Here is a 21,930-nt window from a genome sequence, read left to right as displayed (position 1 = left end):
GGACTGTCGTCAAACTCCCGTCGTCGCCGGTCGCGGGGCAGACGGGAGTTTGGCGACAGGCCCTACTCCTCCGCGTTCGCCTCCAGGCAGGCGAGCTCCATCGCGTCGAGCACCGCCTCGTGGCTGCGCCGGCTCAGCTCCGCCACGTTCTCGATCTGCGCCGTCGCCCACGCGGCCAGGGTCATGACCAGCACGCGCAGCCCGTCCGTGCCGTGCTCGGCGAGGATCGCGTCCGCCACCAGCATCGCGTCCTCGGGAACCTGCTCGGGCGGCTCCAGCCCGGCGAGGCCGCGCAGCATCGCCAGGGTGCGGCGGGAGATCTCCGGCGTCATCCGCGCCAGCCGCATGTCCTCTTCTTCGTCCATCAGCCCCACCCCGGTCGGTGCCGTGCCCTTCAGGGCACCGTAGAGCGGCCCGGGCCGGCGCGGGGTGGTTTTCGCGGTGCCGGCGGGCGCGCAGGGGTGGCGCACGACCGCCGGGGTTGACGTGCCCCGGCGTACGCCGACGGCCGGCGCGCGCCCGGTGGTGTCCGATCGCTTCCCTCCCCGGCGACCGGCCGGTAACTTGACCGCCGCAGTCGCCCGGGACGGGCGGCCGGAACCGGGGGAGTCCGATGCAGAGCCTCGTACGGGTGCTGATCGCCGCGGTGCTGGTGACGGGCGCGGCCCTCCCGGCCGCCGCCACGGCCGCACCCGCCGCCACGGCAGCAGCCGCACCCGCCGCCCTTGCCGTGCCCGCCGCGTCCGACCCGGCCTTCGGACCCGGGGTCGGTCCCGCCGCCGCGCCGGCCTGGACGCCCCCGCTCTCCACCCGGGGCCGGTACGTCGTCGACGCCCGGGGGGAACGGTTTCGCCTGCGCTCCGGCAACTGGGACGGCGCCCAGGGCTCCTGGAACGGCTCGGGCGACCTCGCGGAGCCCGCCAACCACCACAGCGGCCAGAACGCGAACGGCATCCCGCTCGGCCTGGACCGCGTGCCCCTGCCCCGGCTCCTGGCCGACTTCCGGGCCCTGGGCCTCAACAGCGTCCGGCTGCCCTTCTCCAACGAGATGCTGCGCACCACCACCCCCGTCCCGGACGCGGCCGTGGCCGCCAACCCGGAGCTGCGCGGCCGCACCCCGCTCCAGGTCTTCGACGCCGTCGTCGCCGCCCTGACCGCCGAGGGCTTCGCCGTCATCCTCAACAACCACACCGTGACCACCCGTTGGTGCTGCGGACTCGACGGCAACGAACGCTGGAACAGCGGCCGGACGACCGCCCGATGGGCCGACGACTGGGTGTTCCTCGCCCGCCGCTACCGCGACAACCCGCGCGTGGTCGGCGCCGACCTCTACAACGAGGTCCGCCGCGACGTCTGGGACGACCCCAACTGGGGCCTGGGCGACGCCCACGACTGGCACGCCGCGGCACAAGAGGCCGCCGACCGGATCCTGACCGAGGCCAATCCGGACCTGCTCATCGTCGTCGAGGGCATCAACTGGACCGGCGTCCCCGCCGACGGCCTCGCCCACGGCCGCCCCACCCTCACCCCCGTCCGGACCCTCTCCCACACCCTCGTGGTGTCCAACAAGCTGGTCTACTCGGCCCATTTCTACGGATACACCGGCCCCCACCACAGCGGCGCGACCGGCATGGGCGAGACCCACGACCTCCGCTACCAGGACATGACCCGGGAACAGCTCGACAAGACCCTCTACGACCAGGCCTTCTTCGTCTCCGCCGAGACCGGCGCCCACTTCACCGCGCCCGTGTGGATCAGCGAGTTCGGCATCGGCGCCGACGAACGCGCCCCCGCCCCGCGCACCTGGTTCGCGAACCTCACCGACCGGTTGACCGCGTCCGACGCGGACTTCGCCTACTGGCCGCTCGTCGGCTGGAGCACCACCGCCCAGGGCGCCCCGGGCGGCGACACCTGGGCCCTGCTCCGCTACGACGCCGCCGGCCGCCGCACCGGGGTCCTCGACCCCGCCGACTGGCGCACCCCCGCCTGGACGGCCCTCGGTGCCGCCCCCTCGCGCACCGGCCCGGTGCCCGCGGTTCCCACCTGGTACCAGCTCACCACGGACCACCGCGACCACAACGCCTCCCTGCGCGTCCGGGCCGGCGGCGACTGGGACAACGGCGCCCGCAAGGCCGTCTGCCCCGACGGCGCCCTCCTCGTCGGCCTCTCGCACACCGGCGGGCGGGGCCTGTGCGCCGGCGCGGACCTGCGCGCCGCTTCCGGGGCGCACACCGTCGTCCGCGACGAGGCCCACGTCCCGCCGGGCGGGGACTGGGCGGGCGGGTACACGAAGCTCCAGTGCCCGGCGGACGCCTTCCTCATCGGCTACAGCCGGCGCGGCGAGCGCGTCTCGGCGGCCCTGTGCGCCCCGGCCCGTACGACGCTGCCGGCGGCGGGTGGCCGTACGGTCCGGTTCGACCGCTCCGACAACCGTCCGGCGGGCGACGTGGGCGCCGACTTCGCCTTCGGCCACCACAAGGGCCAGTGCGCGCCCACCGAGTACGCGGCCGGCATCGCCTTCACCGGTCGGGTCGGGGCCCGTCCCGGCCCCGCGGCCCTGCTCTGCCGGCCGCTCCCGACCTCCTGAGGGCGGCGCCCCGCCTCAGGGGGCGACGCCGAGCAGCGCGGGGAGGTCGCGCATGTCCGTGAAGACGGTGGTCCCCGGCCCGGCGAGGGCCGGGGCGGGGGTCAGGCCGCCCGCGTACCCCAGGGAACGCATCCCCGCCGCCCGGGCCGCCTCGACCCCCGGACGGCTGTCCTCGACGACCACGCACGCCGCCGGGTCGACCCCCATCCGGGCGGCGGCGTACAGGAACAGGTCCGGGGCGGGCTTGCCGCGCGCCACCTCGGTCGCGCTGTGGATGCGGCCCACGAAGCGCTCGTAGAGGCCCGTACGGCCCAGCGTGTGCCGCATCTTCTCGTGCGAGCCGCTGGAGGCGACGCAGGTCGGCAAGGGGATCCGGTCCAGGGCCTCGGGCAGTCCCTCGACGGGGGACAGGCCCGCGTCCACGGCGAGCGCGTGCAGCCGCGTGAAGGAGGCCTCCCACTCCCGGGCCGCGGCGGCGCCGAGGCGCTCGGCCACCTGTTCCCGGACGGAGGCGTTCGAGCGGCCGATGAAGCGCCGCACGACCTCCTCCTCGGTCAGCGGCCAGCCGAACCGCGCCCCGAGTTCCACCTGCACGCGGGCCGCGATGCGTTCGCTGTCGACGAGCACCCCGTCGCAGTCGAAGATCACGAGCCCGACCGCCCCCGCGGCGGCGCCGGCGACGGCGGACGGGTCGTCCGCGGGGGACGGGGCGGGCGGGGCGGCGGTACCGGGCGCGACGATCATGCGCCAGGGTAGGCGGTTCGGCATCCGATGGGTCAAGTGTGATGACCGGACCGGCGATCCGTCCTAGGGTGCGCCCGTACGGATCGCCGTGTGCCCGATCGGGGCTCCCGGCCGTCTGCCCGTCCGTGCCCCGCGCGTCCCGCGCGCCGCACCCGCAGCACCACGCACACCGAACTGGGGGGTTCATGCGTAGATCCAGAGGCCCGGCGGTCGCCCTCGCCCTGTCCCTGGCCGGCACCGGCGCGTTCCTCGGCCTCGGCCCCGTCCCCGAGGCCGCCGCACTCACCCCGCCCGTCGCCTTCACGGCGGACGCACTGCCCACCTGGCAGCCCAACGGGGTCGTCTGGGCCCTCGCCGAGGCGGGCGGCACGGTCTTCGTCGGCGGCACCTTCTCCGCCGTCCGACCGCCCGCGGGCTCCGCCGGCGCCGAGCGCCAGGCGGTCAACTTCGCGGCCCTCGACGCCGCCACCGGTGCGCTGACCTCGTGCACCCTGTCCTTCACCATCGGCAGCGGGACCGCCACCGTCCGCGCGCTCGCCCTCTCGCCGGACAAGAAGACGCTCTACGCGGGCGGCTCGTTCGGCGCCGTCAACGGCACCCCGGTCTCCAGCCTGGCCGCGATCGACGTGGCCTCCTGCACCGTCAGGACCGGGTTCCGCCCGGCCTTCGCGGCCACCGTCCGCGCCCTCGCCGTCACCGGCGACACCGTCTACGCGGGCGGCGACTTCCTCACCGTGTCGGGCCAACCCCGGCAGCGCTTCGCGGCCGTGGCCGCCGGCGACGGCGCGCTGCGCCCCTTCCGGGCCGACGCGGACGAACCGGGACGGGCCGTCGAGGTGACCCCCGACGGCTCGAAGGTGCTGCTCGGCGGGGACTTCTTCACCGTCAACGGGACGAACACGCACGCCCTGGCGGTGGTCGACGCCGGCAGCGGCGCGCTCACCACGTCCTACCCGGGCTTCATCGAGCCCCTCTCGGTCGTCAAGGACATCGCCACCGACGGCACCGGCTTCTACACCGCCAACGAGGGCACCGGCGGCGGGGTCTTCGACGGCCGCATCGCCCTGAACCTGTCCGACTTCGGCCAGCGTTGGCGCGACACCTGTCTGGGCGCCACCCAGGCCGTCCTGCCGTACGAGGGCGTCCTCTACAGCGCCTCCCACGCGCACGACTGCTCCAGCGTCGGCGAGTTCCCCGACGGGCAGCGCCACCACCTCCTCGCGCAACCGACCGGCTCGGTCGGCAAGTTGGGCTGGTCCCCCGACACGAACGACGGCATCGGCGAGGGCATCGGCCCGCGCGTGATGGCGGTGGGGGCCAAGGCGGGCACCCGCTACCTGTGGGTCGGCGGGGAGTTCACCACCGTCAACGGAGCGGCGCAGCAGAGCCTGACGCGCTTCTCCTCGACGGGGGACACGGGCGCGCCCACGGTTCCGGTCGCGAGCGCGGCGAGCTTCCGGCCGGGCGAGGTGCAGGTGCGGTGGCGCACCAGCCTCGACCCGGACGACAGCGCGCTCACCTACCGGATCTTCCGCGACGGCGCGGCCACCCCGATCGGCACGGTCACGGCGGACTCGCTGTTCTTCAGGCGTCCGCAGGCCTCCTGGACGGACACCACCGCCGTGGCGGGCCGTAGCCACACCTACCGGGTGACGGCGACGGACGGGGCGGGCAACGTCAGCGCCGCCTCGGCGCCGGCGACCGTGACGGTGCCCACCTCGGCGGACGCGTACGCGAGCCGGATCCGCGCGGACGGGGCCCGGCTGTACTGGCGCTACGACGAATCGGTGACCCCCTTCGTGGCGGACTCCTCCGACGGCGGCGACCAGGCGGGCGTGCACCTGAACGGGCCGGCCCTGCGGCAGACGCCGGGCGCGGTGTCCGGCGCGAGCACCGCGATCGGCTTCGACGGGGTGGACGCGCACGTGTACGGCGACCGCCGGCAGAGCGTGGGCGCCGCCTACAGCGTGGAGACCTGGTTCCGGACGGCCACCACCCGGGGCGGCAAGCTGGTCGGCTTCGGCAACCAGCAGGCGGGCGGCAGCAGCCAGTACGACAAGCACGTCTACATGACCGACGACGGCAGGCTGGTCTTCGGCGTGTACACCGGGGCCACCCGCACGATCACCACCCCGGGCTCCTACAACGACGACGCCTGGCACCACGTCGTCGCGACGCAGGGCCCCGGCGGGATGGCGCTCTACGTGGACGGCGTCCTGCGGGGCACGCTCGCCGTCACCACCCACGAGAACTTCGCGGGCTACTGGCGCGCGGGCGGCGACGGCCTCGGCGGCTGGCCGAACCGGCCCCTGAGCGAGCACTGGGCGGGCCGGCTCGACGAGACGGCCGTCTACCCGACCGTCCTGAGCGCGGCGCAGGTACGGGACCACCACGCCCTCGCCTCCGCCCCGGCCGACTCGGTCGTACGGGTCACCGCGTCCGAGGACACGTACGCCAACGCGGGCGCCCCGGGCACCAACTACGGGGCCTCCGGCTCCCTGGCGGTGCGCGGGACCTCCCTCTACAGCAGCTACCTGCGCTTCGCCCTGCCGGCCGCGCCCGCCGGGACAGTGCTGAAGTCGGCGGCGCTGGGCGTGAAGACCAGCACGATGAGCGGAGCCGGCACCACGGACACCGTCTCGGTCGTGCCGATCACCGGTCCGTGGACGGAGGGCGGGACGACGTACGCCAACCGGCCCGCGGTGGGCGCGCCGGCCCTCGGCACCTTCCCGGGGGTCCCGGACGGCAGCGCGACGCACACCGCCGCGCTGGACACGGCGCGGGTGGCGGCAGCCCTCGGCGGCGGCCTCGACCTGGCGCTGACGAGTCCCGGTACGGACGCGCTGTGGCTGTGGTCCTCGGAGGCGGCGGCGAACGAGGGGACGCCGCAGCTGACGCTCACCTTCGGAGCGCCGTAGCCGTCCCCGGGAGATCGGCCGTGGCGACCGGGTGATCAGGTGATCGGGCCGGACCGGTCCCGCTCGCCGTGGTGCACGTGCGCCAGCACCTGGCGCAGCAGGTCGGCGACGTGCGCGTCGTGCAGGGCGTAGACCACGTTGCGGCCGTCGCGTCGGCCGGTGACCAGGTCGAGGTGGCGCAGCAGGCGCAGGTGGTTGGAGACGGTGGGCTGGCCGAGGTCGAGGGCCTCGGCCAGTTCGCCGACCGAGCAGGGGGAGTGCAGCAGGCGGGCCAGGATCCGGACGCGGGCGGGGGAGGCGAGCCCCTGCATGACCTCCGCGACCGCGGCGGCGTCGGGTTCGGCGAGCGCGGCGGGTTCGGCGAGCGCGGCGGGATCGTCCATGGCCGTCACCCTAGGGCAGGGGATCACGACGTGCACACATTCATATATTTCAAAGTCTTGATATATTGATGTCATGAACGTCGTGAACGTCACCCACGGAAACGGCCCGAACCGCCCGAACCGCCCGATAGGCCTGCGCGGCCTGCGCGGCCTGCGTGAGAGGATCGCCCCCCGTGCGGAGGCCGGCAGCGCCCTGCTCGCCCTCACGGTCTACCTCACCGGACTGACGCTCCAGCTCACCGGCAACGGCGGACCCGCCTCCTTCGCCCTGTTCGTCGCGGCCTACGTCTTCGGCGGCCTCTTCACCCTCCGCGAGGCCGTCGCCACCCTGCGCGCGGGCCGCTTCCAGGTCGACTTCCTCATGCTCGTCGCCGCCGCCGGGGCCGCCGCCATCGGCCGCTGGGAGGAGGGCGCCGTCCTCCTCGTCCTCTTCAGCGTCGGTCACGCCTTGGAGGAGTACGCCATGGGCCGCGCCCGGCGCTCCATCGAGGCCCTGGGCGCCCTCGCCCCGCGCACCGCCCTGGTCCGCCGTGACGGCGTCGGCGTCGAGGTCCCCGTCGAGGAGCTCGTCGTGGGGGACACCGTCCGGGTCCGCCCGCACACCCGCGTCCCCGCCGACGGCTTCGTCGCCGCGGGCTTCGGCAGCGTGGACCAGGCCCCCATCACCGGCGAGAGCGTGCCCGTCGACAAGCTCCCCGTCCCCGACCGGGCCGCGGCCCTCGCCGACCCCGCCGGCGTCGAGGACACCGGCCGCGTCTACGCGGGCACCGTCAACGGCGCCGGCTCCCTGGAGATCGTCGTCACCCGGCTCGCCCGCGACAACACCCTCGCCCACGTCGTACGGATGGTCCAGGAGGCCGAGGAGCGCACCTCGCCCACCCAGCGCTTCACCGACCGCTTCCAGAAGGTCTTCGTCCCCGCGGTCCTCGTCCTCGTCGCCGTCCTCCTGGTCGTCGGCGCGCTGAGCGGGGAGCCCTTCACCGACAGCTTCTACCGCGCCATGGCCGTCCTCGTCGCCGCCAGCCCGTGCGCCCTCGCCGTCGCCACCCCGGCCGCCGTGCTCAGCGCCGTCGGACGCGCCGCCCGCGGCGGGGTCCTCGTCAAGGGAGGAGCCCCGCTGGAGGAGTTCGGCCGGCTGCGCACCCTCGCCTTCGACAAGACCGGCACCCTCACCGAGGGCCGCCCCCGCCTCACCGACGTCGAACCCGCCGAAGGCGCCGCACGCGAGGAGCTCCTCGGCACCGCCGTCGCCGCCCAGCGGCTCAGCGACCACCCCCTCGCCCAGGCCGTCGTCCGCGACGCGACCCCCCTGCTGACGACCGCGCCCACCGCCGAGGCCGGCGACCTGCGCGCCGTCATCGGCCGCGGCGTCACCGCCGAACTCGACGGCAGGGCCGTCCACATCGGCAGCCTCGCCTACGCCGACACCCTGACCGGACCGCCCGTCCCCGCCGCCCTGCGCGCGCGGACGGAGGAACTCGCCCGCACCGGCCGCACCACGATGCTGGTCCGCAGCGGCGACCGCTGGCTCGGCACCCTCGGCCTGATGGACGCCCCCCGCCCCGAGGCCGCCCGGACCGTGGCCGCCCTGCGCGAACTGGGCGTCACCCGCACCGTCATGCTGTCCGGTGACGACCAGCGGGTGGCCGACGCGGTCGGCCGCGCGGTGGGCATGGACGAGGTGCGCGGCGGCCTGATGCCCGAGGACAAGGTCGCCGAGATCACCCGGCTGCGCCGGACCGCCCGCACCGCCATGATCGGCGACGGGGTCAACGACGCCCCCGCCATGGCCGGCGCCACCGTCGCGGTCGCGATGGGCGCGGCCGGCTCGGCCGTGGCCCTGGAGACCGCCGACATCGCCCTGATGTCGGACGACCTGCGCCGGCTGCCCTTCATCACCGGCCTCAGCCGCCGCGCGAGCCGCGTCATCCGGCAGAACCTGTGGATCAGCCTCGGCATCGTCGCCGTGCTCGTCCCCGCGACCGCGCTCGGCCTGGGCATCGGCCCCGCGGTCCTCGTCCACGAGGGATCCACCCTGGTCGTCGTCGCCAACGCCCTGCGCCTGCTGCGCCACCGCGACCGGACCGCGATCTGACCCCGGCGCCCGCACCGGACCGGACACCCCACCCGCCCGCGGCGGGGCGAGGAGGACGACCCCCTCACCCCGCCGCGGGCCTCGGCGCCTCCACCTCCAGGAAGCGCCGCCCGCGCGGACCCCGGTAGAGCAGGCACTCCCAGCCGTGCCGCTCCAGCTCCGCCGCGCAGGCCGTGAGCCGTTCCCGCTCCTCCCCGGCGGCCCCGCTTCCCGGCGGCCCGGTCCAGGTCACCTCGACCCCGGCCGCCCCCCGCGCCCCGGGCACCACGCGGTACCCCGTCCGCCCGCGCACCCCCCGCGCGTCCACCGCCGACGGCGCGAACCCCGCCGCCTCCAGTACGAGGGCCACCGCGCGCGGCGTCAACCGCAGCTCCCACGCGGCCGGGACGTCCACCCCACCCGTCAACCGGCGGATCTGGAGCAGCCCCTCGTACGCCGTGCGCACCCGCGCCGCGCGTCCGGCGCCCGTGAACACCTCCTGCGGCCCGTCCCCCTCCGCGGTCTCGAAGACCCGCTCACCGCCGTCCGACACCCCGCACCACCCCGTTCCCGGCCCGTACGCCGGACCGTACACCGCGCCGCGGCGCGCGGCCGGGCCTGAGTACCTGTGCCGGACGGCCTGAGTACCCGACCCGATGCCCCCGCGCCGCGCGACGGCTGGAATGGCGGCATGACATCGAGCGCCATCCCGCACCCCGCCGCCGGCACCCGCCGCCCCCGCATGCGGCACGTGACCACCGCCGGTTCGGCCCTGGCCGTGGCGCTGACCCCGCTCGTGGTCGGCGTCCTGGTGGCCAAGGGGCTGGGCGCCGACCCGCACGCCCCGGTCAACGCCCTGATCTCCGCGGGCGGTCAGCGGGCCGGGCTGCCGCGCGGCGAGTGGGGCCGGCGCGGGCGCGCCACGGTGCGGCGGTTGCGGACGGCCCGCGGCGGCGCCGTCCGCAGGTGCGCGGCCGTACGGGACCTGCGCGGGCGCCGACGGGCCGTCAGGAGGCCGGCGGCGCCGACGGCTCCCGGGGTCCGCTGACCCCGGTCAGCCGCCGTACTGGCGCACGCACAGGTCCACCACCGACGGGGGCAGGGTGCCCTCCGCCGCCGCGCACAGCTCCTCCCCGCGCGGCACCCGCGGGGGCGCGGGCCGGGGAGGCCGGGGCGGGGCCGGCTTGGGCGGGCGTACGCGCCGCGGTGCGGCGGGCTGCGCCGGCCGCTCCACCGGCGGCCGGACCCGCCGGGGCGTCGGGGTCGGGGCCGGGGGCACCGGATCGGGCAGGTCGCCGAGTGCCGCCGGCGCCTCCACGGGGGCCTCGGCGAGGCGGCGGGTGTCCCCGTGGTCCGCGTCGGCGGCCGGCTCGGGCACGTCCGCCGGGGGCACGGAGCCGCGCGCCGGGACCGGGACGGAGGACTGCGGGCCGACGGAGACGCAACCGGCGCCCGCGAGGAGCGCGAGGAGGGAAAGGGGCAGGGCGGCCCGGCGTAACTGCATGGCACCACCATGCCGTAGTCGGGGAGCGGGCCGGGCGGCCCCCTCACGCGTCCGGGTGACGGCGTCCGGGGCGCCCGGACCTGTTGGCGGACGTTGCCGAATCGAATCTTCCCGGGGGCCCCGGAAATCCCCCGGACGGTCGCACCATGGACACGAACGCGATCGGCACGGCACGGCAGTGCGGGCGACGGGGGAGGCGCGACCCCCCGAGCCCGGTGCCGCCGTGTCCCGTTCACCCGTCCGCGGGCCCACCGCCCGTCCCCCGACACGGAGTGCCGAGCATGACCGAACCAGCCGCGTCCAGTGTTCCCGCACCGACCCCCCTTCCCGCGCCGACCCCCTTCCCCGCACCGACCCCCCTCAAGGGCTGGGCGGCCGTGGCGGCCGTCTCGCTGGGGATCTTCTGCCTCATCACCTCCGAACTGCTGCCCATCGGACTCCTCACCCCCGTCGGCGCCGCCCTCGCCGTCTCCGACGGCACCGCGGGCCTGATGGTCACGGTGCCCGGGATCGTCGCCGGGTTCTGCGCCCCGCTGGTCACGGTCGGCGCCGCCCGCCTCGACCGCCGCCACGTCCTGTGCGTACTCATCGCCCTGGTGGCCGCCGCCAACCTGGCCGCCGCGCTCGCCCCGAACTTCGCGGTGGTCCTCGTCTCCCGCCTGCTCGTCGGCGTCGGCGTCGGCGGGTTCTGGGCGATCGCGGGCGGCCTCGCCGTCCGGCTCGTGCCCGGACACCACGTCGGGCGGGCCACCGCCCTGATCTTCGGCGGCGTCCCCACCGCCTCCGTCCTCGGCGTCCCCGCCGGGACCCTGCTCGGGGAACTCGCGGGCTGGCGGACCGCCTTCGCCGCCGTCGGCCTCCTCGCCGCCGCCACCCTGGCCGCCCTGCTCCTGCTGCTGCCGGCGCTGCCGCCCTCCCGGCCGGTCACCTTCCCCGAACTGCCCGCCCTGCTGCGCCGGGACCGGGCGGTGCGCGCCGGGGTGATCGTCACGTTCCTGCTGGTCACCGGCCAGTTCGCCGCCTACACCTTCGTCCGCCCCATCCTGCGCGACGTCTCCGGCGTCGACGCCGCCCACGTCAGCACCCTGCTGCTCGGCTACGGGATCGCCGGCGTCGCGGGCAACTTCCTCGCCGGGCCGCGCGACCCCCGCCGCACCCTGCTCGTCGTCAGCCTCGCCCTCACCCCGGTCCTGGCGCTCGTCGCCCTCCTGCCCGGGGTGCTCGCCGGCGGCGGACTGCTGCTGCTGTGGGGGCTGTTCTACGGCGGGGTGTCCGTCAGCCTCCAGGGGTGGATGCTGGGGGCCGCGCCCCGGGCCGCCGAGGCAGCCTCCTCCCTGATGGTGGCCATGTTCAACTTCGCCATCGCGGCGGGCGCCCTGCTGGGCGGTCTCGTGGTCGACCGGATGGCGGTCCCCGCCGCCCTGCTCACCGGAGCCGCCCTGATGCTCGCGGCGGCCGTCACCGTCCTGGTCACCGGCCGGCCGCGAGGACGGCGCGCCGACGTCCCGGTACCCGACCACCGCCCGGCCGGCCCGCCCCGCCCGCGGGCCAACCGCGATGCGGGGCCCGGCAGTCGGGTCCGTCCGGACACAACGGATGGATAGGATGGATCGGACACCAGGCTTGACGGGGCGGTCCCGGACGGAAAGAGTCCGCTCAAGAGCCACCGTTTGCGCCGCACTTCGGAGACCCCCAGATGCCGATATCCGCCCGTTCCCCGCTCGCCGCGCTCGCGGTGGGCGGTTCGCTGGTCCTCGGCCTGGCCGGAACCCTCGCCGCCGCGCCCGCCGCGCGTGCGACCGGAACCCCGGCGACCCGCGCGAGCGGACCCGGGATCACGGGGCTCCACGGCGCGGCCTCCACCACCCCGACCGCCCCCGCCACGGCGCCGGCCGGCCCCTCCGACGGACCGACGCCCGCCGCGCCGACCCGCTCCGCCTCCGCGAGCCCGACCCTCGGCCGACCGGCGCCCGTCACGGCCGGCCCCCGGCCCGCCGCGGACCCGGCGCTCCCCTACGGAACCGCCGGCTCGGGCGGTTCCGGCGACCTCGCGCTCACCGGCGCGGGCAAGGCGGTCCCGCTCGCGATCGGTGGCGCGGCCGTGCTGCTCACCGGCGCGGGCATGGTCCTGGTCGCCCGGCGGCGCAGGGCCTGACCGGTCGGACGGGGGCCGGTACCGCACCGCCGCGCCGGCCCCCGTTCCCGCCGGGAGACGACATGTCCCCAGACCTCCGCGAGGGCGCCACGCCGCCCGAAGAACCCCTGCTCGTGCGCCCCTACGTGACCCCGCCGCCCGCGCCCGGCGCCCGCGTGACGACCCCCGCCTGGCCGCTCGGCCCCGACGCGCCGGCCCCCGTACGCCCACCCGTGCCCGGCCACGGGGCGTCCGCGCCCGGACCGGAGTCGCAGCCGCGCCGCCGGGGCGGCCGGCTGCCCCTGGTCGCCCTCGCGCTGCTCGCGCTGTGCGGGGCGGGCGCCCTGCTGTACGTCCTCGGCGGACCCGAACCGGAGCCCGCGCGGGCCGCGCCGCACCCCGGTCTGTCGCTGCCGGCGCTGCCCGCGCCCGGCCCGGGCGCCGGCGAGGCCTCCGAGGCCGTGTCGAGCCCGCCGGCCACGCGCGGCCCGACGCCGACCCCGACCGCCGCCTCCGTCACCGCCACGCCCACCACCTCCGCGCCGCCCCCGCCCTCCGCGACGGCGACCCCGGTGGCCGCGAAGCAGGCGACGCCCGCCCCGAAGCCGCCCACCGGATCCCCCGGGACCCTGCGGCGCGGTGACAGCGGCGAGGAGGTGCGCGCCCTCCAGGAACGGCTCCACGGGCAGGGGTTCACGTACGTCTCGACGACCGGGGTCTACGACCGGCAGACCGAGCGGGGCGTGGCGCAGCTCCAGCGCGACCGGGACATCAAGGGCGACCCGAAGGGCGTCTACGGTCCGGCCACGCGGGCGGCCTTCGGCTGAGCCGGGCCCGGCAACGGGCGGGGGCGCGGGCCTTCGGGCGGGGGCGCGGGCCCCGGGCGGGGGGTCGGCGCGGTGCGGGTCACCGCCCGCCGGACACCCGCAGCACCGTTCCCGTCGTGTAGGTGGCCTCCTCGGACAGCAGCCACGCGACGGCCCCCGCCACCTCCTCGGGTCGGCCGGGCCGGCCCAGCGGGATGCCGGCCGCAGCCTTCGCGGGCCGGTCGGGATCGCCCATCGCCGCGTGCATGTCGGTCTCGATGATCCCCGGCGCCACGGCGTTGACCCGGATGCGGTCCGGGCCCAGTTCCCTCGCCAGCCCGATCGTGAGCGAGTCGACGGCGGCCTTGGTGGCCGCGTAGTGCACGTACTCCCCGGGGCTGCCGAGGGTCGCGGCCGTCGAGGAGATGTTCACGATGGCCCCACCGCCGCCCTCGGCCATGTCCCGGGCGGCCCGACGGCAGCAGAGCAGGTAGCCGAACAGGTTCACGTCCAGCACCCGGCGCAGGTCCTCGGTGCGGGCGTCGGCCAGCCGGCCGAGCGGTCCGGTCACGGCGGCGTTGTTCACCAGGCCCGTGACCGAGCCGAGTTCGGCGCCGGCGATGTCGAACAGCCGCTCCACCGCGCACTCCTCGGCGGTGTCGCCGCGCACGGTCACGCACCGCGCCCCGGCCGCCCGTACCCGCTCGGCGGTCGCCTCCGCCGCCGCCTCGTCGCGGACGTAGCCGAGGACCAGGTCGTGGCCCGCCTCCGCCAGGCGTACGCAGGTCGCGGCGCCGATGCCCCGGCTGCCTCCCGTGACCACGGTGACCGGACGACGTGCCATGGTGCCCCTCCTCGTCGCAGTGCCCACCGGCGCGCGGGCCGGCGGGCGCAGGCTAACACCCGGATATCCGCTGGACCAGCGGAAATGGGGAGCACGACAGTGGTCCGCACACCACGTCCGCACACCAGGTCCGGACACCTCATCCGGGGAGCCGCGCATGTCCACCCTCCGTGTCACCGTAGAGGAACTGACCGTCCACGAGCATCCGAACGCCGACGCGTTGGAGCTCGCCCAGGTGGGGCTCTACCGGGCCGTCGTCGCCAAGGGCGCCTACCGCACGGGCGAGTTCGCGCTGTACATACCGGAACAGGCCGTGCTGCCGGCCGCGTTGATCGAGGAGCTGGGGCTCACCGGACGCCTGGCGGGGAGCGGGCACGACCGGGTCCGAGCCGTGCGGCTGCGCGGCGAGCTGTCCCAGGGGCTGGTGTGCCGCCCCCGCGCCCTGGACGGGATCGACCTCGCGCTCGCCGCGAAGGAGGGCACGGACTTCGCCGCGACGCTGGGCGTCGTCAAATGGGTCCCGCCGATCCCCACGACGATGAACGGCGAGGTCGAGGCCGCGCCCGACCTGCTGCCGTGGGTGGACGTGGAGAACCTCCAGCGCTACCCGGGGATCTTCGAGCCGGGGGAGCCCGTCACCCTGACGGAGAAGCTCCACGGCACCGCCTGCCTGACGACCCACCTCGCCGACGGCGACCGGGTCCTCGTCTCCTCCAAGGGCTTCGGCTCCAAGGGGCTCGCCCTCAAGGAGGACGACCGCAACCTCTACTGGCGCGCCGTACGGGGCCACGGCGTCCCCGAGGTCGCCGCCCGGCTGGCCGCCCGACTGGGCGCCACCCGCGTCGGGATCTTCGCCGAGGTCTACGGCTCCGGCGTGCAGGACCTCGGCTACGGAGCCCGGTCGGGCGACGCCGAGAACCCGCCCGGCTACGCCGTGTTCGACGTGTCCGCCGAGATCGACGGGCAGGTGCGCTGGCTGGACCCGGCCGAGGTGCTGGAGGACGGGGAACTCCCGCTCGTGCCCCGCCTGTACACCGGCCCCTACGACCCCGCGGTGGTGTTCGACCTGGCGAGCGGCCGGGAGACCGTCTCCGGGCGGGACCTGCACCTGCGCGAGGGCGTCGTCGTACGGCCGGTGACCGAACGCCACAGCCCGGTCGTCGGCGGCCGCGCCATCGCCAAGGCCGTCAGCCCGGCCTACCTCACCCGCAAGGGCGGCACCGAGTACGAGTGAGCCCCCCGGTCACGGCGCGGCACGGCGGACCGCGCCGCGCCGTGACCGCCCGGCCTCTCGGGCCGGCGGGGGTCGCCCGTGGTGGGATGAGGGCGGCGGAGCGAACGGCGCACGAGAGGTCGCGAGGATGTCCGAGAACACCATGCGGGCGATGACGTACGAGACGTACGGCGGGACGGAGGTCCTGCGGGAGACCCGGACGCCGCTGCCCAAGGTCGCCCCCGGGGAGGTCCTCGTCAAGGTCCGCTGCGCCTCGGTCAACCCGGTCGACTGGAAGATCATGGCGGGCGGTCTCGACGGGCTGATGGACGTCGTGTACCCGGTGATCCCGGGTTGGGACGTCTCCGGCACCGTCGAGACCGTCGGCATCGACGTGCCCGAGTTCGCGGTCGGCGACGAGGTGATGGCGTACGCCCGCAAGGACTACGTGCACGGCGGCACCTTCGCGGAGTACGTCAGCGTGCCGGTGCGCGCCGTCGCCGCCAAACCGGCCTCGCTCGGCTGGCGGGAGGCGGCCGGTCTGCCGCTGGCCGGGCTGACCGCGTACCAGCTCCTGACCCGCCTGGGGACGGGAGTCGACGACACCGTCCTCGTGCACGGCGCGGCCGGCGGCGTCGGCTCCCTCGGCGTGCAGATCGCCCGCTCGTTCGGCGCGCGGGTCATCGGCACCGCCTCCCCGCGCAACCACGAACGGCTGCGCGCGATGGGGTGCGAGCCCGTCGCGTACGGGGACGGCCTGGCCGAACGCGTCCGGGCCCTGGCCCCCGACGGGGTCACCGTCGTCGCGGACTTCGTCGGCGGCGTCCTCGACGTCACCCTGGCCGTCCTCGCCGACGGCGGCCGGCACGCCTCCATCGCCGACCACACCGTGCTCGGGGCCGGCGGCCAGTGGATGTGGGTGCGCCCCCTCGGGGAGGACCTCGCGGCGCTGGGCCGCCTGGCCGACGCCGGCCGGCTCACCGTGGACGTCGCCGCGGCCTTCCCGCTGTCCGACCTCGCGCTGGCCTTCGCGCTCAGCCAGGAGGGCCACACCGCCGGGAAGATCGTCATCGAGCCCTGACCCCGCCCCGCCCGGCCCGCCCGCCACGGCCGGCCCGCCACGCCCGGCTCGCCCCGCCCGGCCGGCCCGCCACGCCCGGCCCGCCCCGCCCGGCCGGCCCGCCACGCCCGGCCCGCCCGCCACGGCCGGCCCGCCCCGGGCGGGCCGGCCGTTCAGGGCAGGTCCGGCACCTCGCCGCAGGCCGCCCGGGTGACCTCGACCCCCGACAGACCGGCCGCCCACGGGCCGGCGAGGGCGGCCAGGCGGGCGGCGTCCGGCGGGAAGGCGCCCAGGCCCACGGCGTAGCGGGCCAGGGTGTCCGTCCGTTCGAAGGGGCGCGGCCAGGCGTGCGCGTCCTCGATCCCGGCGTCCGCGAGCGCGCCGAGCAGGGCGCGCAGCCGCCCCCGCGCCCGACCGAGGTTCTCCTCGAAGGCGCCGGGCGCCCCGCCCCGTACGGTCAGCACCGCCCAGGCCGCGTGGCGGCGGTGCGGCGCCTCGGCCGCCAGGACCCGCCCGAAGTCCTCGGGATCCTCCTCCAGCAGCTCCCAGGCCCGGTACAGCTCCCGCACCAACAGGTCCCGCGTCCCGGGCCCCACCTGCGCCGTGCAGCCGCGCACCGGCGCGGCCGGGGTGAGAACGGTCACCGGCGCCGGTTCCGCTTCCCGGGCCTTGCCGACCGGCTCCGGCGCCCCCGGGAGCGCGACGGGCACCGTCCAGTCCCAGGCGGCCCAGCTCCCGAAGAACTCCCGCCGCAGCAGCGCCGCCGACGTCTCGGGATCCGCGCCGGGCCCGGCCTCCCGTACGGTCCGCGCCGCCAGCACCGCCCAGGCCAGGCCCGGCAGTCCGCCGAAGGGGGCGCCGTCCAGGCCCCGGGCCCGCGCCCAGGCCTTCACCTCGCGCGCCAGCCGGGCGAACGCGGGGTGCTCCGCGCCGACGGCGGCGCGCACGGCCTGCGCGTCGCCGACGGCGGCGAGGGCCACCGCGGCCGGCCCGTCCGGCTCGCCGTGCGCGTCCGCATCGTCGGCGGCGACCAGCACCAGGTCCACGTCCAGCCCCGACACGCGCAGCCGCACCCCGGGCACCCGGGCGCCCGTCACCTCCCGCAGCCGGGACGCGTCGGGCAGCGCCCGCGCCAGCGCGCGCCTCAGGGCTCCGGCGTCCACCACGCCGCCGGGCACCACCGCCACCAGGTCCAGGTCGGCTCCGGCCGAGGCGCACCCCATGGCCCGGGACCCGACCGTACGCACCACGGCCCCCGGCAGGGCGGCCGCGATCCGGGCCGTGACCTCCTCGGCGGTCCGCTCCTCGCGCGGGTCCGGGGCAGCCGTCGCCGCCGGGGCGCCGACCGGCGCCTCCTCCCGCACCCGGCGCACCACCCCGGTCCCCAGCTCCACGGTCGCCCGCACCCGCATCTGCCCGTCCCCGCGCCGCGCCAGCACGGCGAGGGAACCCACGCGCGCGGCCCGGCCGCCGGCGAGACGGGCGGCGAACTCCCGCTCCGCCCGCAGCGGGTCACGGACGCGGCCCAGGGTCAGGTGCGGGGTCCACTCCCCTGCGCGGCCCGCACAGCCCGGGAACCGTTCGACGAGGGCCCGCCGCAGCTCCCGCCACGGGGTCCCGCCGCCCGCGCCCGCCGTCGGGTCCCACCACAGGGTGGCCTCCTCCCGGTGCCCGAAGGAGTGCACCCCCTCCAGTCGGACGGGGAAGGGCGCGGTGCCCGCCGCGACCTCGGCCAGCAGGGGCAGCGCCTCCTCGAAGGAGGACTCCGGCACGAAGCCGAACAGCAGGTTGACGTGCGCGGGCCACCGCCCGGCCGCCGGGTCGTGCTCCGCGCGCAGCCGCGTGACCACCGGGTCCTCGGGCGGCAGCCAGGCCACCGCGGTGCGGGCCGTCGGCGCCGCGTCGAGCCGTGCGGCCCGCTCGGGCGCCTCGGGCGGTTCACCGAAGGACACGGTCGCCTCCACCGCGAAGTGGTCGGAGACGAACAGCCCGTCGGGTCCGGGGGAGTCCCCGCGCAGCGCGGCCGTGTCGACCCGCGCGCCCGCGCCGGAGCCCAGCAGGATCCGGTCCAGCCGTGCGGCGCGCCCCGTGAGCGAGCCCACCGCGGCCAGCGGGTTGACCCGGGGGTCGAAGGTCGGCGTCTCGTCCGCCGCCCCGTGCGCCTCGTTCCAGGCGTCGCGCAGGCCCAGGGCGGCGGCCGGTCCGGCCGTGTCACCGCGGCCGTCGTTGAAGTCGCCGAGCAGGGCCAGCCCGACGTCGCCCGCCGCGCCCAGCGCGCCCAGTCCGTCGCGGATGCGGGCCAGTTGGACCCCGCGGAGGGCGGCCCCGTTCGTGGTGTGGTCGCTGGAGAGGTGCGTGGCGGCGACGACCAGGGGCCCGGCGGCCGTGTCCACGGTGACGGCGGTGACCGCCTTGTGCCGGGCGAGGCGGTGCCAGCCGGCCTCCCGTACCGGCAGCCGGCTGAGGATGACCAGCCCGCTGTCGGCGACGCCCGTGCCCCGCGGGTCGGTCCCCAGGGTGTAGTCGGCCCGGATCCACGGCGCGGCCAGCAGCATCGTCAGCAGCGCGGGCTCCACCTCCTGGAGGGCGATCACGTCGGCGTCGGCCGCCGCCAACGCGTCCAGCAGCATCGGCCGGCGCCGGGCGGTGGCGATGAGGGGGGCGTCGTAGCGGTCCCACAGGGTGTTCCAGGTCAGCAGCCGTACGCGCGCGGGCGGCGCGGCCGGTGCGGGCACCGGCCCGAGCGGCAGCCAGTCGCCCCGGCCCGACGGGTCCCAGGCGTGCGGGGTGGCCGCCGTGAAGAACGGGGCGCGCAGCAGGCGCCGCGCCCGCACCCGGCCCGCCGAGGTGGCGTCGACGCGGTCGAGGCCGCTCGCCCGGTCCCACACCAGCTCGCCGTCGGCCTCGACGAACAGCACCCGGTGCCAGGGGATGTCGCCCCCGGGCACGAACGAGGGCAGCGGCACCCGCTCGGGGCCGGCTCCGCGCCGGCGCAGGCCCAGGGTGAAGCGCGCGGGATCGAACCGGGGGTCCCAACGGACCTGGTGGTAGAGCTGCTCACTGGTACGCATCAGACGTTCTCCCCCGTGCCGTGCGGACCCGCGGGGCACGCCCCCGTGGTGCCCGCGCCCGCGCTTCCCGCGTCTTCGATCGCGGTGTCCCCGATCCCCGAGTCCGGGCGCCCCGCGTCCGGGATTCCCGCGCTCGCGGGTCCCGTGTACGCGAGCGCCGTGTCGGCGGGTCCCGTGTACGTGACGTCCGCCCCGGTGGTGCCGGTTCCCGGGGAGCCGGGCGGGCCCAGCGCGCCCGCCGTGTCCTCGACCCCGCCGGCCGCGCCCACGTACCAGGTGCGGTGCGCCGAACCCGGGTACGGCGGGCTGAACCGGCGCAGCTGCGCCGCCAGGACGGCCTGCGGCACGGGGTGCGGGCGCGCGGCGTTGCGCCGGACCAGCTCGGCCTCCTCGACCAGCACCACCACCCGGGTGACCAGCGCGTTCCGTCGGCGCGCGACCGCGCCGGCGAGCCCGCGCTGCGCCTCGGTCAGGGAGGTGGCGTCCCACACCACCGTGCCCCCGGCGGCCAGCGCCCGGTCGAGGCGGTCCAGGCCCTCGCGCAGCACCTGCGGGTTGGCCCGCTGGTCGGCGCGTTCGCCCCGGGCCGCCCGCAGGTCGTCCAGGGCGACGTACGCGGCGACGCCCTCCAGCCCCCGCGCGAAGGTGGACTTGCCGCTCCCGGAGGGCCCGCACAACTGGATCAGGCGCGGGAAGGAGTCCGCGTCGCGCCACCGCCAGGTCGCGGCCACCGCCTCCTCGGCGGTGGACAGCCCGCCGCGCGCGAAGGCCGCCCGGGCCTCGGCCCAGCAGCGGTCGGCGGCGTCGCGCGGCAGCGCGCCGAGCGCCCCGCGCAGCCCCTCCCGCAGCGCGCCCAGGGGGTCCGCGTCGAGCAGTCCCGCGTCCTGCGCGTACAGCGCGGACCACTCCACCTGCTCGGCCCGCTCCGCCGCGGTGGAGCCGTGGCCGTGCCCGTCACCGTCGCCGTCTTCGGCGTCCGGCAGGACCGCCGCCAGGGTGTGCAGGACGCCCAGGTCGGCGGCGGCCGCCAGGCGCACGAGCCCGGCCCGGCGTTCCGCGTCCGGGTGGGGGCGGCGCAGCACCGGGTGCAGTCCCACGAGGTCCGCCACCCGCCGCGCCGTCCGCATCCCGAGCGGGCCCGCCGCGAGCCGTGCCGCGAGGGCGGCCCGGGGAGCGCGGTGCAGGGCGGCCGCCAGTACCCCCTCCAGGCGGTCCTCGCCGCCGCGGCCCGCACCGTCCAGCCGGGCCGCGACCTCCGCGACGAGGTCCCGGTCCGGGCCGGGGAGGTCGGTGGTGCCGAGCGCGGCCGACAGGGCCGCCGCGTCCGGTTCGGCCCCGGAGCGCACGGCCCACAACGGGGCGGCGGCGCCGAGCCCGTTGGGCACGACCGGCGCGTACATCCAGTGGCTGTCGGTGCGGACGTGGCCGACGCGGACCCACTTGGCGACGTACCGGCCGAAGTCCTCGCGGCGGAAGCCGGCCGCGGTCCGCACGACGTACCCCTCCTGCCGGGTGGTGTCCACGCGCAGCCGGCGCAGGGCGCGTTCGTCGTAGACCCCGCGCCAGAGCACGCGGGGGACGGGTATGCCGAGGCGCGCGAGGAAGGCGACGGTGCCGTCCCAGTCGAGGCAGTGCCCGCCGTCCCACACGGAGAACCCGTAGAACCAGCTGTCGAGGTCCTCGTAGGCCAGGGAGTGACGGGCGTACAGGTTCTCGCCGCACACCCGCCATCCGGCGGGGATGTCGGGGCCGACGCGGCCCTGGAGGCCCTTGACCCAGGCCCGCGAGGGGTGGTGCCCGGAGTCGAGGGAGCGGGCGTGGAGGCCGTCCGCGTACAGGGTGGTGTTCTCGCCGTCGAGCTTCTCGGTGACGACCACCTCGCACCCCTCCAGCGCCGACGGCCCGCAGACCCGTACGTCGTCGGCCGTGGCGCCGGGCGACCACGGCAGGTGCGCCGTACGGGGATAGTGCGTACGCATGGAGGTCTCCGGGTGGACGGGACGGGGTGCCCGGTCACTCTAGGTACGGGCGGCGTCCGCTTCCACCCGGTTTCGTGCCGCCCGGCCGCCCGGACGCGGGTCCCGTCAGCGGCAGAGGGCGACGATGGACGGGGAGACCGTGCCGCGGGCGGCCTCGCACAGGGGCCGCATGTCGAACGAACGCCCCGGCGCCGGGCGGGCCTTGGGGCGTACGGGCTCCCGGGTGCGCGGCTTCGCGGCGGGGGCGCGGTGCGCCGGCTTCGCGGCGCGGACCGGGCGCTCGGGGCGCTCCGGTCGTACGGGCCGTGCCGGTCGGTCCGGTCGGGGCGGGTCCGCCGGGCGCGCGGCCCGGGGGCCGGCGTCCCCGGCGGGTTCGGCGGGCGGGGCGGGCGGGGCGGCGTCGGGCAGCGGGTCCAACGGCAGCCCGCGCGCGAGCGGCCCCCGCGCGAGGGGCGCGGGAGCGGCGGGAGCGGGAGCCGGAAGGCCGGGCGGCGCCGGCGGCTGCGCCGGCCGTACGGTCACGCACCCGGCGGCCAGCATCAGCCCGGCGAGGAACAGCGGCAGGGGCAGGGGGAGTCGTACCGGAGGGACCCGGCGGGGCGACGGCATCCGC

Annotated in this window: 18 protein-coding genes; 9 read left to right on the top strand and 9 right to left on the bottom strand. The window is 77.2% G+C overall.

Annotated elements, in window-relative coordinates; translation table 11 throughout:
* Nucleotides 1–62 precede the first annotated feature (62 nt).
* Nucleotides 63–365, bottom strand: a complete 303-nt coding sequence (locus AB0D01_RS07525) for a hypothetical protein (protein WP_363054114.1) — start codon at nt 363–365, stop codon at nt 63–65.
* A gap of 248 nt (nt 366–613) precedes the next feature.
* Between AB0D01_RS07525 and AB0D01_RS07520 the strand changes: the two genes are divergently transcribed.
* On the top strand, nt 614–2,587 hold the full coding sequence (locus tag AB0D01_RS07520; protein ID WP_363054113.1) for a cellulase family glycosylhydrolase: 1,974 nt from the start codon (nt 614–616) through the stop codon (nt 2,585–2,587).
* Between the two features lie 15 nt (nt 2,588–2,602).
* Here the strand turns inward: AB0D01_RS07520 and AB0D01_RS07515 are convergent, their stop codons facing one another.
* A complete protein-coding gene (locus tag AB0D01_RS07515; RefSeq protein WP_363054112.1) occupies nt 2,603–3,331 on the bottom strand; it encodes an HAD family hydrolase in 729 nt (242 codons plus the stop codon).
* Between the two features lie 185 nt (nt 3,332–3,516).
* Here AB0D01_RS07515 and AB0D01_RS07510 point away from each other — a divergent pair, with 185 nt between their 5' ends.
* Nucleotides 3,517–6,249, top strand: coding sequence for a LamG-like jellyroll fold domain-containing protein (locus tag AB0D01_RS07510; protein ID WP_363054111.1), 2,733 nt, complete (start codon nt 3,517–3,519; stop codon nt 6,247–6,249).
* Nucleotides 6,250–6,284: 35 nt separating this feature from the next.
* On the opposite strand, the gene AB0D01_RS07505 is transcribed toward AB0D01_RS07510, so the two are convergent.
* On the bottom strand, nt 6,285–6,632 hold the full coding sequence (locus AB0D01_RS07505; RefSeq protein WP_363054110.1) for a metalloregulator ArsR/SmtB family transcription factor: 348 nt from the start codon (nt 6,630–6,632) through the stop codon (nt 6,285–6,287).
* Nucleotides 6,633–6,705: 73 nt separating this feature from the next.
* Here AB0D01_RS07505 and AB0D01_RS07500 point away from each other — a divergent pair, with 73 nt between their 5' ends.
* Complete coding sequence (locus AB0D01_RS07500) at nt 6,706–8,727, top strand: heavy metal translocating P-type ATPase (protein ID WP_363054109.1); 2,022 nt, start codon at nt 6,706–6,708, stop codon at nt 8,725–8,727.
* Nucleotides 8,728–8,791: 64 nt separating this feature from the next.
* Here the strand turns inward: AB0D01_RS07500 and AB0D01_RS07495 are convergent, their stop codons facing one another.
* Complete coding sequence (locus AB0D01_RS07495; RefSeq protein WP_363054108.1) at nt 8,792–9,259, bottom strand: hypothetical protein; 468 nt, start codon at nt 9,257–9,259, stop codon at nt 8,792–8,794.
* Between the two features lie 138 nt (nt 9,260–9,397).
* Between AB0D01_RS07495 and AB0D01_RS07490 the strand changes: the two genes are divergently transcribed.
* Nucleotides 9,398–9,754, top strand: coding sequence for a hypothetical protein (locus AB0D01_RS07490; RefSeq protein ID WP_363054107.1), 357 nt, complete (start codon nt 9,398–9,400; stop codon nt 9,752–9,754).
* 6 nt (nt 9,755–9,760) lie between these two features.
* On the opposite strand, the gene AB0D01_RS07485 is transcribed toward AB0D01_RS07490, so the two are convergent.
* Nucleotides 9,761–10,210, bottom strand: coding sequence for a hypothetical protein (locus AB0D01_RS07485; protein WP_363054106.1), 450 nt, complete (start codon nt 10,208–10,210; stop codon nt 9,761–9,763).
* Nucleotides 10,211–10,491: 281 nt separating this feature from the next.
* Here AB0D01_RS07485 and AB0D01_RS07480 point away from each other — a divergent pair, with 281 nt between their 5' ends.
* The 3 genes from AB0D01_RS07480 (at nt 10,492) to AB0D01_RS07470 (ending at nt 13,171) form a co-directional block, all read left to right on the top strand.
* Entirely contained in the window at nt 10,492–11,814 is a 1,323-nt protein-coding gene (locus AB0D01_RS07480) for an MFS transporter (protein WP_363054105.1), read from the top strand.
* 92 nt (nt 11,815–11,906) lie between these two features.
* Nucleotides 11,907–12,365, top strand: a complete 459-nt coding sequence (locus tag AB0D01_RS07475; protein ID WP_363054104.1) for a hypothetical protein — start codon at nt 11,907–11,909, stop codon at nt 12,363–12,365.
* Nucleotides 12,366–12,427: 62 nt separating this feature from the next.
* Nucleotides 12,428–13,171, top strand: a complete 744-nt coding sequence (locus tag AB0D01_RS07470) for a peptidoglycan-binding protein (RefSeq protein WP_363054103.1) — start codon at nt 12,428–12,430, stop codon at nt 13,169–13,171.
* 79 nt (nt 13,172–13,250) lie between these two features.
* On the opposite strand, the gene AB0D01_RS07465 is transcribed toward AB0D01_RS07470, so the two are convergent.
* Complete coding sequence (locus AB0D01_RS07465) at nt 13,251–13,994, bottom strand: glucose 1-dehydrogenase (RefSeq protein ID WP_363054102.1); 744 nt, start codon at nt 13,992–13,994, stop codon at nt 13,251–13,253.
* 157 nt (nt 13,995–14,151) lie between these two features.
* On the opposite strand from AB0D01_RS07465, the gene AB0D01_RS07460 reads away from it, so the two are divergent.
* Both AB0D01_RS07460 and AB0D01_RS07455 read left to right on the top strand, forming a co-directional pair.
* On the top strand, nt 14,152–15,228 hold the full coding sequence (locus AB0D01_RS07460; protein ID WP_363054101.1) for an RNA ligase (ATP): 1,077 nt from the start codon (nt 14,152–14,154) through the stop codon (nt 15,226–15,228).
* A 142-nt stretch (nt 15,229–15,370) separates the two neighbouring features.
* Nucleotides 15,371–16,288 carry an NADP-dependent oxidoreductase gene (locus AB0D01_RS07455; protein WP_363054288.1) on the top strand — a complete coding sequence of 306 codons (918 nt, stop codon included), beginning with the start codon at nt 15,371–15,373 and terminating at the stop codon, nt 16,286–16,288.
* A gap of 152 nt (nt 16,289–16,440) precedes the next feature.
* On the opposite strand, the gene AB0D01_RS07450 is transcribed toward AB0D01_RS07455, so the two are convergent.
* The 3 genes from AB0D01_RS07450 to AB0D01_RS07440 form a co-directional block, all read right to left on the bottom strand.
* Nucleotides 16,441–19,338, bottom strand: coding sequence for a poly(A) polymerase (locus tag AB0D01_RS07450; RefSeq protein WP_363054100.1), 2,898 nt, complete (start codon nt 19,336–19,338; stop codon nt 16,441–16,443).
* Nucleotides 19,338–21,317, bottom strand: a complete 1,980-nt coding sequence (locus AB0D01_RS07445) for an RNA ligase family protein (protein ID WP_363054099.1) — start codon at nt 21,315–21,317, stop codon at nt 19,338–19,340. The genes AB0D01_RS07450 and AB0D01_RS07445 overlap by 1 nt, the downstream gene beginning before the upstream one ends.
* Before the next feature lie 105 nt (nt 21,318–21,422).
* On the bottom strand, nt 21,423–21,926 hold the full coding sequence (locus AB0D01_RS07440; protein ID WP_363054098.1) for a hypothetical protein: 504 nt from the start codon (nt 21,924–21,926) through the stop codon (nt 21,423–21,425).
* Between the last annotated feature and the right edge of the window lie 4 nt (nt 21,927–21,930).

The sequence above is a fragment of the Streptomyces sp. NPDC048606 genome (assembly GCF_040650855.1).
GTDB lineage: Bacteria > Actinomycetota > Actinomycetes > Streptomycetales > Streptomycetaceae > Streptomyces.
The sequence above is the reverse complement of the archived record's forward strand: the minus strand, read 5'-3'. Positions and strand labels throughout refer to the sequence as shown.

Coding starts and splice junctions, on each gene's coding strand:
- AB0D01_RS07500 (WP_363054109.1), top strand. CDS start 6,706: ATGAACGTCGTGAACGTCACCCACGGAAACGGCCCGAACCGCCCGAAC.
- AB0D01_RS07445 (WP_363054099.1), bottom strand. CDS start 21,317: ATGCGTACGCACTATCCCCGTACGGCGCACCTGCCGTGGTCGCCCGGC.
- AB0D01_RS07480 (WP_363054105.1), top strand. CDS start 10,492: ATGACCGAACCAGCCGCGTCCAGTGTTCCCGCACCGACCCCCCTTCCC.
- AB0D01_RS07525 (WP_363054114.1), bottom strand. CDS start 365: ATGGACGAAGAAGAGGACATGCGGCTGGCGCGGATGACGCCGGAGATC.
- AB0D01_RS07490 (WP_363054107.1), top strand. CDS start 9,398: ATGACATCGAGCGCCATCCCGCACCCCGCCGCCGGCACCCGCCGCCCC.
- AB0D01_RS07515 (WP_363054112.1), bottom strand. CDS start 3,331: ATGATCGTCGCGCCCGGTACCGCCGCCCCGCCCGCCCCGTCCCCCGCG.
- AB0D01_RS07465 (WP_363054102.1), bottom strand. CDS start 13,994: ATGGCACGTCGTCCGGTCACCGTGGTCACGGGAGGCAGCCGGGGCATC.
- AB0D01_RS07505 (WP_363054110.1), bottom strand. CDS start 6,632: ATGGACGATCCCGCCGCGCTCGCCGAACCCGCCGCGCTCGCCGAACCC.
- AB0D01_RS07440 (WP_363054098.1), bottom strand. CDS start 21,926: ATGCCGTCGCCCCGCCGGGTCCCTCCGGTACGACTCCCCCTGCCCCTG.
- AB0D01_RS07470 (WP_363054103.1), top strand. CDS start 12,428: ATGTCCCCAGACCTCCGCGAGGGCGCCACGCCGCCCGAAGAACCCCTG.
- AB0D01_RS07475 (WP_363054104.1), top strand. CDS start 11,907: ATGCCGATATCCGCCCGTTCCCCGCTCGCCGCGCTCGCGGTGGGCGGT.
- AB0D01_RS07460 (WP_363054101.1), top strand. CDS start 14,152: ATGTCCACCCTCCGTGTCACCGTAGAGGAACTGACCGTCCACGAGCAT.
- AB0D01_RS07520 (WP_363054113.1), top strand. CDS start 614: ATGCAGAGCCTCGTACGGGTGCTGATCGCCGCGGTGCTGGTGACGGGC.
- AB0D01_RS07455 (WP_363054288.1), top strand. CDS start 15,371: ATGCGGGCGATGACGTACGAGACGTACGGCGGGACGGAGGTCCTGCGG.
- AB0D01_RS07510 (WP_363054111.1), top strand. CDS start 3,517: ATGCGTAGATCCAGAGGCCCGGCGGTCGCCCTCGCCCTGTCCCTGGCC.
- AB0D01_RS07485 (WP_363054106.1), bottom strand. CDS start 10,210: ATGCAGTTACGCCGGGCCGCCCTGCCCCTTTCCCTCCTCGCGCTCCTC.
- AB0D01_RS07450 (WP_363054100.1), bottom strand. CDS start 19,338: ATGCGTACCAGTGAGCAGCTCTACCACCAGGTCCGTTGGGACCCCCGG.